Source organism: Rahnella sp. AN3-3W3 (assembly GCF_003263545.1).
In the GTDB taxonomy this organism is placed as follows: domain Bacteria; phylum Pseudomonadota; class Gammaproteobacteria; order Enterobacterales; family Enterobacteriaceae; genus Rahnella; species Rahnella variigena.
In genome coordinates this window covers 1-15,373 of record NZ_JYDG01000003.1, presented here as the reverse complement: position 1 = coordinate 15,373, position 15,373 = coordinate 1, and the positions used below count along the sequence as shown (strand labels likewise).

Sequence of the window (15,373 nt, the reverse complement as noted above, 5' to 3'; positions counted from 1 at the left end):
CTGGGTGCACCATATTCCAGACATGTTGCAGCGACGGCTTTCATATAGAGTCCTCCGGCATGAAGGCAGCACGAAGGAAGATAACGTTGCTTTAGCAACGGCCCGCAGGGCGAGGCCCCGCCGAGTAATCTTCCTGGGTGCACCATATTAGAGAAACCCGCTTCGGCGGGTTTTTTGCTTTCCGGTTTTCACCTCTGTATTTCATCTCTTCCTTTTCATTTCCCTGACCTTTCCTACGTGTTCGGATGTGCTGTAGGTGTGCACAAAATGCGACTTTCGAAAGACTTTGCGATAAAGTAGTTTTCCTGTTTTTTCGTGATCATGGAGCTTTCGATGTACGATCGATACGAAGGGCTAATATTTGATATGGATGGCACCATATTGGATACCGAACCGACGCACCGTAAGGCATGGCATCAGGTATTGACCAAATACAGCATGCAGTATGATGTCGAATCCATGGTTGCTTTGAACGGTTCTCCGACCTGGCGCATCGCGAAGTTTGTGATCGACAGTAATAACGTTGAGATGGATCCCCATCTTCTGGCGGCTGAGAAAACGGCTGCGGTTCAGGAAATGTTGCTTGATACCGTACGTCCTTTGCCACTGATTGATGTCGTGAAGGCCTATCATGGTCGCCGGCCAATGGCGGTAGGGACGGGCAGTGAGCACTGGATGGCGGATGCTCTGTTGCGACATTTAGGCCTGCGTGATTGCTTCGATGCGATTGTGGGCGCCAATGACGTGCAGAACCACAAACCTGCGCCTGACACTTTTTTGCGTTGCGCTGAGTTAATCGGCGTACCTCCCGAAAAATGCGTTGTGTTTGAAGATGCAGATTTCGGTATTGAGGCGGCGAAACGCGCCAATATGGCTTTTGTGGACGTACGCACGCTGTGAGCAGCGCCGTGGCGCTGGCTTCCTTATTCGGCAGCAGCTTTTTAAGTGCCACACTTTTGCCAGGAAATTCAGAAGTTTTATTAGTGGCTTTATTGTCAGCTGGCAGCGCAATGCCAGCGGCACTGGTTTTGTCTGCAACTGTTGGCAATACCTTAGGTGGCATAACCAACGTCATCATCGGACGCTTTCTGCCACAGCTTAAACCTCAGCGTGGGCTCCACGTTGCACAGGGTTGGTTAAAGCGCTTTGGACCGGCAGCTTTATTGCTGAGCTGGTTACCGGTGATAGGTGATGTGTTATGCGTGTTAGCAGGTTGGCTGCGAATGCCGTGGGGGTCTGTGGTTTTTTTCATGCTTATTGGAAAAGCGGTGCGCTACATCCTTTTGACGGTTGTGACGCTGCAGGGGCTCTCATGGTTCGGTTAGATTGGCATCAGCTATCAATTATGGTCACATCTATGCAGACTCAGTATGCTTGCAAATTAATGGTTTCACCGAGCGGGAGGTCAATTTGATCCCGGATGTATCTCAGGCGCTTTCCTGGCTGGAAGCCCACCCTCAGGCATTAAAAGGTATTCGTCGCGGTATTGAGCGTGAAACGTTGCGGGTCAATCCCGATGGTTCATTAGCGACAACCGGCCACCCGGAATCTTTAGGTGCGGCACTGACGCATCGCTGGATTACCACCGACTTTGCTGAAGCCTTATTAGAATTTATTACGCCCGTCGATGACAACATCGAACATCTGATGGCGTTCCTGCGTGACATTCATCGTCACGTAGCCCGTGAGCTCGGCGACGAGCGCATGTGGCCATTCAGCATGCCGTGCTTTATCGAATCCGGACAGGATATCGAGCTGGCGCAGTACGGTTCGTCTAACGCCGGGCGCTTTAAAACGCTTTATCGTGAAGGCCTGAAAAACCGTTATGGCGCGCTGATGCAGGTAATTTCCGGCATCCATTACAACTTCTCGCTGCCGCTGAGTTTCTGGCAGGAAAAGCTGGGCGTGACAGATGCTGAAAGCGGTAAAGAAGCAATTTCTGCGGGTTATTTCAAACTCATCCGCAACTATTACCGCTTTGGCTGGGTGATCCCTTATCTGTTCGGTGCCTCGCCTGCGATCTGTTCTTCATTCCTGAAAGGGCGTGAAACAGATTTGCCGTTTGAATATACCGAAGCGGGATTGTGCTATCTGCCGTATGCGACATCGTTGCGTCTCAGTGATTTGGGTTACACCAATAAATCACAAAGCAATCTGGGCATTACCTTCAATGACCTGACCACCTACGTTCAGGGTGTGAAGAAAGCGATTCGTACCCCGTCTGCTGAATATGCGGAAATGGGTGTGCAGAAGGACGGGAAATATCTGCAACTGAACACCAATGTGTTACAGATTGAGAACGAACTTTATGCGCCAATTCGTCCTAAGCGTGTCACCAAATCCGGTGAAACACCTTCTGATGCCCTGATGCGCAGCGGGATCGAATACATTGAGGTCCGTTCGCTGGATGTCAATCCGTTCTCTCCGGTGGGTATTGATGCCACCCAGGCGCGTTTCCTGGATCTGTTTTTGGTATGGTGTGCGTTAGCCGATGCCCCGGAAATGAACAGCGATGAGCTGCTCTGTACGCGTAAGAACTGGAACCGGGTGATCCTGGAAGGGCGCAAACCGGGTCAGACGATCGGTATGGGGTGTCACGATGAACGCCAGCCGTTAGCTAAAGTAGGTAATGAGTTATTTGCTGATTTGAACCGTGTGGCTCAGGTCATGGATAACCAGAACGGCGATACCCTTTATCAGGACGTCTGCAAAGAGCTGGTTGCGGCGTTTGATGATCCTGAACTGACTTACTCAGCACGTATCCTGAAAGAGCTGAAACAGCAGGGCGTCGGTAATCTCGGGCTGGAACTGGCGGAGAAGTATCGTCAGATGCTGGTCAGTGAGCCGCTGGAAGTATTAGATGCCAGCGCATTAATGGCTGAGCAGGACGGTTCATGGCAGCGTCAGCGCGCACTCGAAGCGGCGGATAAGCTAAGCTTTGAAGAATACCTGGCTGCGAATGCAGGCAGTAGCGTTGAGTAGAAAGTAACGTTGAGTAGAAAAGAAAAAGGCCACAATCAATGTGGCCAAATAAACATCTCTGTTTACAGGGATGATGATAACAAATGCGCGTCTTTCACTAATTAAGACCCGCATGCTGGGAAAAGGTTTCCTGAGTTCGTAAAAAAAATTAATTTATTTAGGAGAGGTGACGATATGCCACTGTTGGATAGCTTTACCGTAGACCATACCCGTATGGCAGCACCTGCTGTTCGCGTCGCAAAAACCATGCATACCCCGCACGGCGATACCATTACTGTGTTCGATTTGCGCTTCTGCCGCCCGAACCTTGAAGTGATGCCAGAGCGTGGTATTCATACTCTTGAGCACCTGTTTGCAGGGTTCATGCGTAACCACCTGAACGGTAGCGGTGTTGAGATCATCGATATTTCTCCGATGGGGTGCCGCACAGGTTTCTACATGAGCCTGATTGGTGTGCCAGAAGAGCAACGCGTGGCGGATGCCTGGAAAGCGGCGATGGCGGATGTTCTGAAGGTAAAAGAACAGCGTCAGATCCCTGAGCTGAATGAATATCAGTGCGGTACTTTCGAGATGCATTCCCTGAAAGAAGCACAGGAAATCGCGCAGCACATTCTCGACCATGACGTTGTGGTAAACCATAACGACGAACTGGCCCTGCCGAAAGAAAAACTGTCCGAGCTGCACATCTAGTTTTGATGTGTTCCAAAGACAAAAAAGACGCGATGTTCGCGTCTTTTTTTATGCCTCAGATTCAGCGGATTAGTGCTGATTTACGGTGTTTTTGAGCGGCTGTAACGGACGAACCTGCACCTGCTTGATCATATTGTCCTGCACATCAAGAACCTCAACCTCATAGTCTTCAATGCGCAAACTGGTACCGATATTAGGAATTTCTTCCAGCACTTCCAGCAGCATACCGTTAATGGTGCGCGCACCGTCTTCCGGCAGATGCCAGTTAAAGGCTTTGTTCAGCTCACGGACGTTCGCACTGCCTTCAATCAATACAGAACCATCGCTTTGCGGCGTGACTTCTTCGGCAAGTGTTGGTGACATAGACGTGGTGAAGTCACCGACGATCTCTTCGAGGATATCTTCGACGGTGACCAGCCCCTGAATATCACCGTATTCATCCACCACGATGCCCACTTTCTTTTTGTTTCGTTGGAATTTCACTAACTGAATGTTCAGCGGCGTGCCTTCCGGGATGTAATAAATTTCGTCGGCGGCACGCAGCAGGTTTTCTTTGGTGAACTCTTTTTTCTCGGTCATCAGACGATAGGCTTCACGCAGACGCAGCATACCAATCGCATCGTCGAGCGAATCACGATAAAGCACGATGCGGCCATGCGGCGAGTGCGTCAGCTGGCGGATGATCGACTTCCAGTCGTCGTTGATATCAATACCGACGATTTCATTGCGCGGCACCATGATGTCGTCCACCGTCACTTTTTCAAGATCAAGCACGGAAAGCAGCATGTCCTGATTACGGCGGGAGATGTTCGAGCGTGATTCGTTAACGATGGTTCGCAGCTCTTCTTTACTCACCGCATCGCTGAGGCTGGTGGTGGTTTTGATGCCACACATTCTCATCAGCAAACGCGAAAGGCTGTTGAGGATCCACACCAGTGGCATCATGATTTTTTGCAGCGGACGCAACAAAATGCTGCTCGGGAACGCGATGCGTTCAGGATTCAGCGCGGCAAATGTTTTTGGCAGCACTTCAGCAAACAGCAGGACGACAAACGTCAGCACACCGGTGGCAATCGCCACACCGGCATCACCGTAAAGACGAATGCCCACAATTGTTGCCAGAGCGGAAGCAAGGATGTTGACCAGGTTGTTGCCGATGAGCACGAGGCTTATCAGCTGATCCGGGCGCTTTAACAGCTTTTCGACGCGGCGTGCCCCGCGGTTACCCTGTTTGGCCAGGTGACGTAACCGGTAACGGTTGAGTGTCATCATACCGGTTTCGGAGGCTGAAAAATAAGCCGAAACCACCACCATGATGATCAATGTGATGATCAGGGTTGTTGTCGAGACGTGCTCCAACGGGTATTCCTTTTAATTAATGAACCATGATTTGCTGGATCAGGCGACTGCCGAAATAGGCAAGAGTAAGCAGGATGGCGCCTGCCATGCTGAACCATACCACGCGGCGGCCACGCCAGCCTTCGTGATAATGGCCCCATAACAGGACGATATAAACGAACCATGCCAGTATCGATAAGACGGCCTTGTCGATATTTTCCGGGCTGAACAGGTTGTTCAGGTACAGTAATCCGGTGCACAGCGTCAGCGTCAGTAAGATCACGCCAATCTGGGTGATGTGAAACAGCTTACGCTCGATGCTCATCAGCGGCGGCATGTCGGCTGTAAACGTCAGGCGTTTGTTCTTCAGCTGGTAATCCAGCCACGCCAGTTGCAACGCGTAAAGTGCCGCGATCATCAACGTAGCATAAGAGAACAGCGCCAGGCCGATGTGTACCAGTAAGCCTTTGCTTTCTTCCAGATGCGTGATGAATTCGCCCGGAAGAAAGGTGACGAATGCCAGATTGATCAGCGAGAAGCTGTAAACAATCGGTAACACAAACCATCCGCGGTTGCGTGATGCCACGATGGTCATCACCGTGCCGATGATTAAGCTGACCACAGAGCCGATGTTCACCAGGCTGAGATTCTGGCCGGTGCTGACATCGAAAATACGCTGCTGCAATGCCACCGCGTGGCAGACAAGCGCTACCACAACAGAAATCAGTGCTAAACGCCGGTATGCGCTGTTCTTCCGGATGATGCTCGGAATGATCAGTGCAAGGCTGAGCAGATAGGCCAACATGGCGACGAGAGCAAAAACTGACATAGCGTTTCAGTAGCATCGAAAAGTGAATGAGAACCGCAGTATAACGTTACCGGCGTCACGCTCCAACCTATCTGAGATGCCAAAGCAGAGATCGTCCGCGCTTCGTGTTATAATCCCGCAATTACGTCGCAAAAGCGGCCTGTCATAACGTTGAGCAAGAGACGATGTTTGAGAATTTAAGCGATCGATTGTCGCGCACACTGCGCAATATCAGCGGCCGCGGGCGGCTGACCGAAGAAAATATTAAAGAAACATTACGTGAAGTGCGTATGGCATTACTGGAAGCGGACGTTGCGCTGCCGGTGGTTCGCGACTTCATCAACCGGGTGAAAGAGAGCGCCGTTGGCGTTGAGGTCAATAAGAGCCTCACACCGGGTCAGGAATTCGTCAAAATTGTCCAGAAAGAACTGGAAACCGCGATGGGCGAGGCGAACACCGAGCTCAACTTAGCGGCGCAGCCACCGGCTGTGGTTCTGATGGCGGGTTTACAAGGTGCCGGTAAAACCACCAGCGTCGGTAAACTGGCGAAATTCCTTAAAGAGAAGAAAAAGAAAAAAGTATTGGTGGTGTCTGCCGACGTTTATCGCCCTGCGGCGATCAAACAGCTGGAAACCCTGGCACAACAAGTTGAAGTGGATTTCTTTGCGTCTGATGCGCAGGAAAAGCCGGTGGATATCGTCACCCGCGCCCTGCAACAGGCCAAACTCAAATTCTACGACGTTCTGATTGTCGATACCGCCGGCCGTTTACACGTCGACGAAGCGATGATGGACGAAATCAAACAGGTTCACGCCGCGATTAATCCGGTTGAAACGCTGTTTGTTGTCGATGCCATGACCGGTCAGGATGCCGCGAATACCGCGAAAGCGTTTAATGAAGCGCTGCCGCTCACCGGTGTTATCCTGACCAAAGTCGACGGTGATGCGCGTGGCGGTGCTGCACTGTCGATTCGTCACATCACCGGCAAACCGATCAAATTCCTGGGTATGGGTGAAAAAACCGATGCTCTGGAGCCGTTCCATCCGGATCGTATCGCTTCGCGTATTCTGGGTATGGGCGACGTTCTCTCTCTTATCGAAGACATTGAGAGCAAAGTTGACCGTGCGCAGGCTGAAAAGCTGGCCAGTAAACTCAAGAAAGGCGACGGCTTTGACCTGACCGATTTCCTTGAGCAGCTCAAGCAAATGCGAAACATGGGCGGCATGGCGAGTATGATGAGCAAACTGCCGGGTGTCGGTCAGTTGCCGGATAACGTCAAATCCCAGATGGATGACAAAGTGCTGGTGCGCATGGAAGCGATCATCAACTCGATGACGCATAAAGAGCGCGCTAAGCCAGAAATTATTAAAGGTTCCCGTAAACGCCGCATCGCGGTGGGTTCCGGCATGCAGGTGCAGGACGTCAACCGCTTACTGAAGCAGTTCGACGATATGCAGCGCATGATGAAGAAAATGAAGAATGGCGGCATGGCGAAAATGATGCGTGGCATGAAGGGTATGATGCCACCAGGTTTCCCAGGCCGTTAATCGACATCACTGTCTATATATCAGCCACATAGGCGGCTCATGCAAATTGCGGGCTAGGCTATCTACGCTTTAGATTGCTTTTTGCGCCAAAATGAGTAAAATTTTCGGGCTTTTTATATTGCAACCAGACCCCGTTCCCCGATGGGGTCTGGTTGTTTTATTAACTAAAGAGGATGTTATGGTAACAATTCGTTTAGCACGTGGCGGCGCAAAAAAGCGTCCGTTTTATCAAGTAGTAGTGACCGACAGCCGCAACGCTCGTGACGGTCGTTTCATCGAACGCGTAGGTTTCTTCAACCCATTGGCTTCTGGCCAGGCTGAAGCTCTGCGTCTGGACCTGGATCGTGTTGCCCATTGGGTAGATCTGGGTGCAACCGTTTCTGATCGCGTTTCTGCGCTGATCAAAGACGCTAAGAAAGCAGCTTAATCTGTCGCGGTGGTGGCAATGAGCAAGCAATCCAATCCAGTGGTACCCGCTGAGCCGTTAGTACTCGGCAAAATGGGTTCAACATACGGCATTCGTGGTTGGCTCAGAGTGTTTTCATCCACCGAAGACGCTGAAAGCATCTTCGATTACCAGCCGTGGTTTATCCAGCGTGCCGGTAAGTGGCAAGTTGTCGAGCTGGAAGGCTGGAAACGCCACACTCAGGACCTGATCATCAAAGTCAAAGGCGTTGATGACCGGGATGCAGCGAATCTTCTGACCAACTGCGAAATTGTCGTCGATTCAAAGCAACTGCCTCCACTGGAAGACGGTGACTACTACTGGAAAGACCTTTTTGGTTGCCAGGTAGTGACAACTTCCGGTTACGAACTGGGCAAAATCATCGATATGATGGAAACCGGTTCTAACGATGTGATGGTAGTTAAAGCCAACCTGAAAGATGCCTTCGGACTCAAGGAGCGGTTGATTCCGTTCCTCGATGGGCAGGTTATCAAGAAAGTCGATCTCGCTACTCGCACTGTTGAAGTAGATTGGGATCCTGGTTTTTGACCTCCGTAGTGTTTATACACGTAAACAAGGTCTGGTTGAGCGGTCAAACATTTGGAAGGGGTAGGCTATGTGGATCGGTATAATTAGCCTGTTTCCTGAAATGTTCCGCGCAATTACGGATTACGGGGTAACTGGCCGGGCAGTTAAGAATGGCCTGTTGAGCGTAAATTGCTGGAGTCCTCGTGACTTCGCATACGATCGACATCGTACCGTGGATGAGCGCCCTTACGGCGGTGGTCCCGGAATGCTGATGATGGTGCAACCCTTGCGGGAAGCGATTCATGCAGCAAAAGCAGCGGCAGGCGAAGGTGTGAAAGTGATTTATCTTTCACCTCAGGGTCGCAAACTGGATCAAACCGGTGTTTGCGAACTGGCGGCTCATCAGAAAATTATTCTGGTTTGTGGCCGTTATGAAGGGATTGATGAGCGCATAATCAAAACCGAAATTGATGAAGAATGGTCAATTGGCGATTATGTTCTCAGCGGTGGAGAGTTACCCGCAATGACTCTGATTGATTCAGTATCCCGCTTTATACCGGGCGTTCTGGGTCGTCAGGCTTCAGCAGAAGAAGATTCTTTCGCTGACGGATTGTTGGATTGCCCCCACTATACCCGCCCTGAAGTGTTGGAAGGCATGGAGGTACCGCCGGTTTTACTGTCGGGAAACCACGCTGATATACGTCGCTGGCGCCTGAAACAGTCGCTGGGTCGAACCTGGCTTAGAAGACCTGAACTTCTGGAAAACCTAGCTCTGACTGACGAGCAAGAGGTGTTGCTGAGAGAGTTCCAAAAGGAACATCGGCTCAGTCAACAAAACTATGAAGGGAACGCCAAAGCGTAACGCGAGGCCGTCCCGATATATCAGTTTACCTAGGGTAAGAGACATATTATGAGCAATATCATTAAGCAAATCGAACAAGAGCAGATGAAGCAAGACGTACCTGCTTTCCGTCCAGGTGATTCCCTGGAAATTAAGGTATGGGTCGTTGAAGGTTCTAAAAAGCGTCTGCAGGCATTCGAGGGCGTGGTTATCGCTATTCGTAACCGCGGTCTGCACTCTGCATTCACTGTTCGCAAAATTTCTAACGGCGAAGGTGTTGAGCGTGTATTCCAGACTCACTCCCCAGTAATCGACAGCATTACTGTTAAACGTCGTGGTGCCGTTCGTAAAGCTAAACTGTACTACCTGCGTGAGCGTACTGGTAAGTCTGCACGTATCAAAGAACGTCTGGGCTAAGGTATCGCTAACGCGACATCTACTAGTTAATATAGAACAAGGGGTTAGCCATCGGCTAACCCCTTTTTTTTGCATCAGTGCCTGCAAATTAACTATGCAGCGGATGGTTGGGCACCGGGTTTTGAGATAACCCGGGCGACCGATTCGTGCGTGGCAAAGGTGCAGCTGCATTCGATATTCTGACACTGATGATAGCGTTCTTTCGTTGATTCACTCAGATAACGGCTTGAACGTGTATGGGCTACTTTTCCACAAAGCGGGCAATGCATCATAAAAACCTCCGGCATGACAGGTAAGCAATGGAGTCATTATGAAACCTGAATCTTGCAAAAGCAAGTTATGATTGTGATATTAAAGATAGATAAGTGATATCTGCAATATACGGTTTCAGGTTTAATGTGGTCGTGAACCCTTTCTCATTCATCTCGTGTACAGCAGAATCAATCACCCAGTTCTGGCTGTCGATCACGTCTTTAAATCCCTGCACATTCACCGGCGTTTGTGCGCTGAGATCGGCGCGTCCCAATGCCAGCCGGATGCTGAAAGACGCAGAATCATTCTGAATCTGATAAAATACGGCATCTGCTGCGCGCCTTGCGGTCTCTTCATCAGGAAAGATTTTAGACAGTTGCAGAATATTATCGCCTGAGCCTGCGGTATAACTCTTTTCTCCTGAGTTTTTCAACGCCACATTGCTGGTGGTCGCCTTTTGGAGATCGTGCCACTGTGCCTTCACGCCTGTGTAAGCCTTCTTGTCCATCATCTGATAGTTGTGATTATCGCCATCACTGCGGACAATTGTTTTCCAGGGAATAGTCTGCCCGGAAGCAGTCCTGCCGGTGCCAGCTTTAAAAAACAAGATTGCGCCGTTTTTGACAGTCACCTGCGCACCATAGCTTTGTGCCAGACGAGTGATGAAGTAGCTGTCAGTCTCAGCTGTCTGGTCGATATGAGGGATCTTAATGCTATCGAGTTCCTGAGGGATTACCGGCAGATCCAATTTATTCCGGCTCGATATGATGCGCACAATAGCGCCCAGCGTGTAATCGTCATAAGACTGGCTGAGTTTAGTGGTAAACGAACCGCGGAAATCTGCGCTGCGGGCAGTGACCACGATTCTGTCTGGTGAACCTGAATAAACCACGGTATCTACCGTGAAATAGCCGCAGTCATAGAGCGCCTGTTTCGACCATCCCAGATGCAGATGCAAAACGGCACCGCGAACAGGCATCTGTAATTGTCCGTCGCTGTCGTCGAAGGTTAAATTCAAGGTGTCCGCGGTAAAACCGCTGTTATCCGTGACGGATAGACTGATGATCCGATCCGAGATGTTTTCTTCCAGCACCTTATTTTTTATCGCCAGGGTGAACACCGGCGCGATGCGTGCCCCCACGGGTAACTGAAGATCAGTAAGCATGTTCAGACTCCGCTTGCGAAATTGCTGATGGTTGAGCTGGCTTTGTTATACAAACCTTCGGCCTGAGTCAGCAAATCACCGAACATGGCGGCCTGCGACTCATCGACGCGGGTCAGGTTGAGCGTAAAATTAATACTTCGCGCCTGGCCGCTGGAATTAAACTCAGCATTGTCATTGGCAATATTTTTGATGACATACATGCCATAAATTGTGCCGCTGCCTTCGATCAACGGCCATGCACGGCCGGAGTCGGCCATGCTCTGGAGTACCTGTAAATAGCGCATACCGCCGGTCATTTCAGGCAATAATTGCCCGGTAATTTTTATCGTTTCCTCACCCAATCCGAGAAATTGCGAAACGGGACGCTGTCCGAAACGCGCGTTCGTGCCCCAGCCATAATTCACCTGACGGGACGTATTCTGATAAGGCAGCGTGCTCAATTTAAATACAAATAAACCCAGCGACATCATCATGAGTAAATCCCTCCGTTGTTGTACTGGCTGAGAAGATTGTTGGTATCGTTCCATTTCTGCTGGTTTATTGAATCTTCAATCCAGGTTCTGATCTGGTTATGATCTGTCTCCGGTGTGGCCGTGAAGCTTAAGTTCACGGTCGTCGCCCGGTTATCCGTCAGGCTGTTCGCTACGGAAGTTTTAGCGGGCTGATACAGGCTCAGCGTGCCGCCCGTCGGAGAAATGCTCTCCACCGGCGCTGCCGGAATACCCTGACTTTCGGCATCGTCATTGCCAAAAATCGCATCCCAACCTTTTTTCGCCCAGCTGAAGACTTCACCTATTTGAGAAACCGCTTTATTAAGCGTGACGAAAATCTCTGCGATTGCTTCCCCGACCACTTTGCCAATATTGGTGAAGCCGCTCAGGGTATCCTGACTGAATTTTATCGGTTCAAACAAATCGGTAATCCATCCCAGCGCGGTTCTGAAAGGTGTAAACGCAGCAGTTATTGGTCCCATTACCGAGCTAAATCCTTCAATCACTCCGCCAACAAACGCACTGATCGGCTCCCAAAGTTTCACTACGGCGATACCGATACCGGCGATCAATGCGATCACGGGCAGCAGCGGAAGTCCGATGGCGGCAAAGGCGGTGGCAATAACGCCGCCGGTGCCGGTAAAAATGGTTCCAAGCAGTCCGGCGCCTGCCATCAGCATATTGATACCGCTCAGTACCGGCGCGATGGTCATGCCGAGCGCACCCATTCCGCCGACAATGCCCGTGATGCCTAATGCCAGACCGAGCAGGGAATTCACCAGCACCGGATTATCAGTGATCCAGGTATTGATCGTGCCCAGCCAGCTGGTGGCCGTTTGCGTCAGTTCTCGCAGGGCAGCACTTTGCCCGTCGAATAGGTTGATACGGATAGTGTCCCAGGTGGCAAAAAGCTTAGTGATATCACCGTCAAGGTTGTCGCCTTTCACAGTCACCGCCATCTGTGCCGCAGGCGTTGCGCCATTCAGTGCTGCCGGTGTTTGTTCCAGAACCTGATCGGCATTCATTCCGTTTTTAGCGAGTGTCTGCTGTTTAGCGACCACCTCCGCCGGTGAATGACCGGCTGCCGCCATCGACAGACTTTGCTGCCGTAAAGCGGCAACATGCGGATCGCCATTTTTCAGACCGAGAACCGACTGCACTTCTGCCAGCCCGGCTTCCAGATCTGCACCTGGTTTAAGAAAGTTTTGAGCCAGCGCCAGTTTAGGTTGTGCAAAGGAAAAGGCAGACGAGCTGATATTTTTTAACTGGTCAATTTTCAGTTCGCGATTTTTATATTGCTGCCCGATTTCCAGCCCTCGTTGTTCCATTTGCATCGGGCGTTGCTGGCGCAGCTTTTCTGCCGACTGGCTGGCCACCGCTTTTTTCAGACTGGAAAATGCCTGCGTTTCGGTTTCGCTGTCCGGGGCGAAAAGCGACTTTTCAAACTGAAGGGAAGCGTCAGTGATATCTTCTGAGACGACGCTGAATAACGTCTTCCCGGGCAGTGTCAGCAGGTTGTTTCTGACCTTGTCGGTTTTGGCCCTGAAGGCGGCCAGATCCTGATTTATTTTTTCCAGCGTATGAGGTAACTGTTCGAGATTACTCATCTGTTTTTACTCCGCTGCGTTGCAGTGCCATATGTCGCCAGTTCAGCAGATCGGTGAGTGACATGCCGTCCATCTCAGACGGCGGCCAGTGAAACATCACCGCGATATCTGCCATCAGGTCATCCACGGTGAGGCGGGGCGAAATACTTACGCCACCGGTTTCGGCGATAAAAAACCAATCACCTTGCCTGCGAGCGCAATCAGATCCGGCAGCTCCAGGCGCGAACATTCTTCTTTGGTCAGGTTCGGAGAGGTGATGCGCGGTAAAATGGTGATCAGCGCGTCCACATCCGCGTTCGCCAGTGCCGCAAGACCGATACCGCGTAAGCTGCCCGCAGTGGGTCTGGTGACCTGAACTTCGGTGATTTCCATTTCGCCGCGTTTGAGCGGAACGTCAAGAATCACGGTGTTGTCATTAATGTCAGTCGGGTTCATGTGTTTTCCTGCTTGAGTGGGAAATGAAGCCGGCAATGACTGCCGGCTTTGGGAGGGAATTACAGGCCGAGTGCGGTACGGTGTTCCGCCAGACGGTCAACGCCGTTGACGACTTCGACCATATTGACGGTGTCGATCTCAATCAGCTCTTTGCCATCGATGGTCAGTTTGAAATACGTACACTGGGTGGTGACTTTGGTTTCAGTGTCTTCACCCTGTTTGTACTCACCGAAATCAAACTCTTTGTGACGGCCGCGCATCATCACTTCGACTGCGGAAACATCACCGGTGTCGTCACGCTGCAGCGAACCGGCAAAACGCAGTGGAATATCAGAGGTGCTGCCCCATTGCTGCAGAACCAGCTCATCTAGACCGCCGATGGACCATTCAAGCGTCAGCGCATCATCATCCAGACCGAAGTCCACCGCGACCGAACCGCTCATGCCGCCGCCACGATAGTTTTGCAGTTTGCGGGTGAGTTTCGGCAGCGTCAGCGAAGAGACCAGACCGAGGTAGCTGTTCCCGTCATTAAACAGGTTCAGGTATTTCAATTTCTTAGGAAGTGCCATGAGTCATTGTCTCCTTAGCTGTTAATGGACGCGGCAAAGTTCACCAGGTAAGAGTCGGTGATACGCTGGCGCAGGGTCAGATCTTCCAGTGGAGGAACCGGGGTGTAGTCGTAATCGATATACAGTTTGCCGGCTTTCAGGGTTTCCGCTGTGTTTGCGGTTTCGTCGTACCAGCAGTCACCGTCAATGATGTAACCCGCTGATTTCATTTCGCGCATTTTGGCTTTGATGCCGTCGATCATGTCGCGAACCAGTGAGGGCGTCATTGGTTTATCGACCGCCCACATATGCGCTTCTGCCATGGTATCGGCCAGCACTTGCGCGGTACGGGTGTAGTTTTCAAACAGGAACAACGTGTCATCGCTGCAGGTACGGTTGCCCCAGAAACGGAAGCCGTCTTTGCGAACCAGCGTGGTGACACAGGCTTCGTTCAGCAGATCGGCGTCAGTGCCGGTCGCCTGCAAATCCCAGAAGACGCTGGCTGAAAGGCCGGTCACCCCGTTCACGCCGACGTTTGACAGGGTTTTATGCCAGCCGGTTTCCTGGTCGATTTTGGCGCGTAAGCCCAGAGCGCGAGCGGTGGCATAAGCGATATCCGACTGGCTGGTGGTGGTATTCCAGTTAATAAAGTCTGGCCAGATCAGCATCAGTTCGCGCTGACTGAAGTTTTCGCGGTATTTAATCGCATCGGAAATGGTTTTTGCGCCATAGACGCCGACATAACCAAAGGCACGCAGTTGCTGGCAAACACCTGCCAGCGCGGTTGCGACGGCCTGATTATCCAGACCAGGAACGCCGAGAATGCGTGGTTTAACGCCAAGCTCAGCCTGAGCAGAAAGCAGCGCTTTCATGCCGATATAACGGCCATTGGCATCAGAACCGCCGATGATATTACTGGTGGTCTCAGCCTCATCTTCGCCCGTGGCAACACGCACCACGACTGTAACCGGTTTACACTGGTCAGCAATCGCCAGAAGCGCTGAGCGCAACGTGCCGCTGGTGCCTGCTTTACCGCTGGCGGCCAGAACATCAGTGATCAGAACCGGAGTATTCAAAGGAAAAACGGTTGCATCCGCATCTTCTGCGGTACAAACCATGCCGATAATTGCTGTGGAAACGGTAGAAATAACGCGGGTGCCGTCGTTGATTTCAACAACACGTACGCCGTGATGATAATCAGCCATCAGGTTGACTCTCTCTGTTGTGGGTGGTGAAGCAAGGATGCCGGTTCGCAACACAAAGCGCATTTCATCAGGGG

19 protein-coding genes are annotated in these 15,373 nt (G+C 51.3%); 9 read left to right on the top strand and 10 right to left on the bottom strand.

From position 1 onward, the window contains the following. Window positions 1-333 precede the first annotated feature (333 nt). From yqaB to luxS, 4 genes are all read left to right on the top strand, one after another. The gene (yqaB, locus tag UC15_RS01860; RefSeq protein WP_112286853.1) at window positions 334-900 is read left to right on the top strand and encodes a fructose-1-phosphate/6-phosphogluconate phosphatase; all 567 of its coding nucleotides are present in this window, start codon (window positions 334-336) and stop codon (window positions 898-900) included. Further along, on the top strand, window positions 897-1,325 hold the full coding sequence (locus UC15_RS01855; protein WP_112286852.1) for a YqaA family protein: 429 nt from the start codon (window positions 897-899) through the stop codon (window positions 1,323-1,325). Before yqaB ends, UC15_RS01855 begins: the two co-directional genes overlap by 4 nt. An 85-nt stretch (window positions 1,326-1,410) precedes the next feature. Next, the gene (gshA, locus tag UC15_RS01850; protein ID WP_112286854.1) at window positions 1,411-2,982 is read left to right on the top strand and encodes a glutamate--cysteine ligase; all 1,572 of its coding nucleotides are present in this window, start codon (window positions 1,411-1,413) and stop codon (window positions 2,980-2,982) included. Window positions 2,983-3,156: 174 nt separating this feature from the next. Next, window positions 3,157-3,672 (top strand): S-ribosylhomocysteine lyase, encoded by a 516-nt coding sequence (luxS, locus tag UC15_RS01845; protein ID WP_112286851.1) that lies wholly within the window; start codon window positions 3,157-3,159, stop codon window positions 3,670-3,672. 69 nt (window positions 3,673-3,741) lie between these two features. Here luxS and UC15_RS01840 read toward each other — a convergent pair whose 3' ends face one another. Both UC15_RS01840 and UC15_RS01835 read right to left on the bottom strand, forming a co-directional pair. Further along, window positions 3,742-5,031: an HlyC/CorC family transporter gene (locus UC15_RS01840; RefSeq protein WP_112286850.1), complete on the bottom strand. Its 1,290-nt coding sequence runs from the start codon at window positions 5,029-5,031 to the stop codon at window positions 3,742-3,744. Between the two features lie 16 nt (window positions 5,032-5,047). Then, entirely contained in the window at window positions 5,048-5,839 is a 792-nt protein-coding gene (locus tag UC15_RS01835; protein WP_013574033.1) for an inner membrane protein YpjD, read from the bottom strand. A 164-nt stretch (window positions 5,840-6,003) separates the two neighbouring features. Here UC15_RS01835 and ffh point away from each other — a divergent pair, with 164 nt between their 5' ends. The 5 genes from ffh to rplS all read left to right on the top strand — a co-directional run bounded on the left by ffh (window position 6,004) and on the right by rplS (window position 9,596). Beyond that, entirely contained in the window at window positions 6,004-7,365 is a 1,362-nt protein-coding gene (gene ffh, locus UC15_RS01830) for a signal recognition particle protein (protein WP_112286849.1), read from the top strand. A gap of 178 nt (window positions 7,366-7,543) precedes the next feature. Then, a complete protein-coding gene (gene rpsP / locus UC15_RS01825) occupies window positions 7,544-7,792 on the top strand; it encodes a 30S ribosomal protein S16 (protein WP_056772785.1) in 249 nt (82 codons plus the stop codon). A gap of 18 nt (window positions 7,793-7,810) precedes the next feature. Continuing rightward, window positions 7,811-8,359, top strand: coding sequence for a ribosome maturation factor RimM (rimM, locus tag UC15_RS01820; RefSeq protein WP_013574036.1), 549 nt, complete (start codon window positions 7,811-7,813; stop codon window positions 8,357-8,359). Between the two features lie 67 nt (window positions 8,360-8,426). Beyond that, complete coding sequence (gene trmD / locus UC15_RS01815; protein WP_013574037.1) at window positions 8,427-9,200, top strand: tRNA (guanosine(37)-N1)-methyltransferase TrmD; 774 nt, start codon at window positions 8,427-8,429, stop codon at window positions 9,198-9,200. A 48-nt stretch (window positions 9,201-9,248) separates the two neighbouring features. Then, window positions 9,249-9,596, top strand: a complete 348-nt coding sequence (gene rplS / locus UC15_RS01810) for a 50S ribosomal protein L19 (protein WP_095923499.1) — start codon at window positions 9,249-9,251, stop codon at window positions 9,594-9,596. 92 nt (window positions 9,597-9,688) lie between these two features. Here rplS and UC15_RS01805 read toward each other — a convergent pair whose 3' ends face one another. The 8 genes from UC15_RS01805 to UC15_RS01770 form a co-directional block, all read right to left on the bottom strand. Beyond that, the gene (locus UC15_RS01805; RefSeq protein WP_112286848.1) at window positions 9,689-9,868 is read right to left on the bottom strand and encodes an ogr/Delta-like zinc finger family protein; all 180 of its coding nucleotides are present in this window, start codon (window positions 9,866-9,868) and stop codon (window positions 9,689-9,691) included. 65 nt (window positions 9,869-9,933) lie between these two features. After that, on the bottom strand, window positions 9,934-11,013 hold the full coding sequence (locus UC15_RS01800; RefSeq protein WP_112286847.1) for a contractile injection system protein, VgrG/Pvc8 family: 1,080 nt from the start codon (window positions 11,011-11,013) through the stop codon (window positions 9,934-9,936). Window positions 11,014-11,015: 2 nt separating this feature from the next. Beyond that, entirely contained in the window at window positions 11,016-11,486 is a 471-nt protein-coding gene (locus tag UC15_RS01795; protein ID WP_112286846.1) for a phage tail protein, read from the bottom strand. Beyond that, window positions 11,483-13,111 (bottom strand): phage tail tape measure protein, encoded by a 1,629-nt coding sequence (locus UC15_RS01790; RefSeq protein WP_112286845.1) that lies wholly within the window; start codon window positions 13,109-13,111, stop codon window positions 11,483-11,485. The genes UC15_RS01795 and UC15_RS01790 overlap by 4 nt, the downstream gene beginning before the upstream one ends. Then, a complete protein-coding gene (locus tag UC15_RS01785; protein ID WP_112286844.1) occupies window positions 13,104-13,238 on the bottom strand; it encodes a GpE family phage tail protein in 135 nt (44 codons plus the stop codon). Before UC15_RS01785 ends, UC15_RS01790 begins: the two co-directional genes overlap by 8 nt. Before the next feature lie 20 nt (window positions 13,239-13,258). Continuing rightward, window positions 13,259-13,546, bottom strand: a complete 288-nt coding sequence (locus UC15_RS01780; protein ID WP_112286843.1) for a phage tail assembly protein — start codon at window positions 13,544-13,546, stop codon at window positions 13,259-13,261. A gap of 59 nt (window positions 13,547-13,605) precedes the next feature. Beyond that, window positions 13,606-14,115 carry a phage major tail tube protein gene (locus UC15_RS01775; protein ID WP_013574045.1) on the bottom strand — a complete coding sequence of 170 codons (510 nt, stop codon included), beginning with the start codon at window positions 14,113-14,115 and terminating at the stop codon, window positions 13,606-13,608. Between the two features lie 14 nt (window positions 14,116-14,129). Beyond that, complete coding sequence (locus UC15_RS01770; protein ID WP_112286842.1) at window positions 14,130-15,299, bottom strand: phage tail sheath protein; 1,170 nt, start codon at window positions 15,297-15,299, stop codon at window positions 14,130-14,132. Window positions 15,300-15,373: the final 74 nt, after the last annotated feature.

Coding starts and splice junctions, on each gene's coding strand:
- yqaB (WP_112286853.1), top strand. CDS start 334: ATGTACGATCGATACGAAGGGCTAATATTTGATATGGATGGCACCATA.
- luxS (WP_112286851.1), top strand. CDS start 3,157: ATGCCACTGTTGGATAGCTTTACCGTAGACCATACCCGTATGGCAGCA.
- UC15_RS01835 (WP_013574033.1), bottom strand. CDS start 5,839: ATGTCAGTTTTTGCTCTCGTCGCCATGTTGGCCTATCTGCTCAGCCTT.
- ffh (WP_112286849.1), top strand. CDS start 6,004: ATGTTTGAGAATTTAAGCGATCGATTGTCGCGCACACTGCGCAATATC.
- rpsP (WP_056772785.1), top strand. CDS start 7,544: ATGGTAACAATTCGTTTAGCACGTGGCGGCGCAAAAAAGCGTCCGTTT.
- rimM (WP_013574036.1), top strand. CDS start 7,811: ATGAGCAAGCAATCCAATCCAGTGGTACCCGCTGAGCCGTTAGTACTC.
- trmD (WP_013574037.1), top strand. CDS start 8,427: ATGTGGATCGGTATAATTAGCCTGTTTCCTGAAATGTTCCGCGCAATT.
- rplS (WP_095923499.1), top strand. CDS start 9,249: ATGAGCAATATCATTAAGCAAATCGAACAAGAGCAGATGAAGCAAGAC.
- UC15_RS01805 (WP_112286848.1), bottom strand. CDS start 9,868: ATGATGCATTGCCCGCTTTGTGGAAAAGTAGCCCATACACGTTCAAGC.
- UC15_RS01800 (WP_112286847.1), bottom strand. CDS start 11,013: ATGCTTACTGATCTTCAGTTACCCGTGGGGGCACGCATCGCGCCGGTG.
- UC15_RS01795 (WP_112286846.1), bottom strand. CDS start 11,486: ATGATGATGTCGCTGGGTTTATTTGTATTTAAATTGAGCACGCTGCCT.
- UC15_RS01790 (WP_112286845.1), bottom strand. CDS start 13,111: ATGAGTAATCTCGAACAGTTACCTCATACGCTGGAAAAAATAAATCAG.
- UC15_RS01780 (WP_112286843.1), bottom strand. CDS start 13,546: ATGAACCCGACTGACATTAATGACAACACCGTGATTCTTGACGTTCCG.
- UC15_RS01775 (WP_013574045.1), bottom strand. CDS start 14,115: ATGGCACTTCCTAAGAAATTGAAATACCTGAACCTGTTTAATGACGGG.
- UC15_RS01770 (WP_112286842.1), bottom strand. CDS start 15,299: ATGGCTGATTATCATCACGGCGTACGTGTTGTTGAAATCAACGACGGC.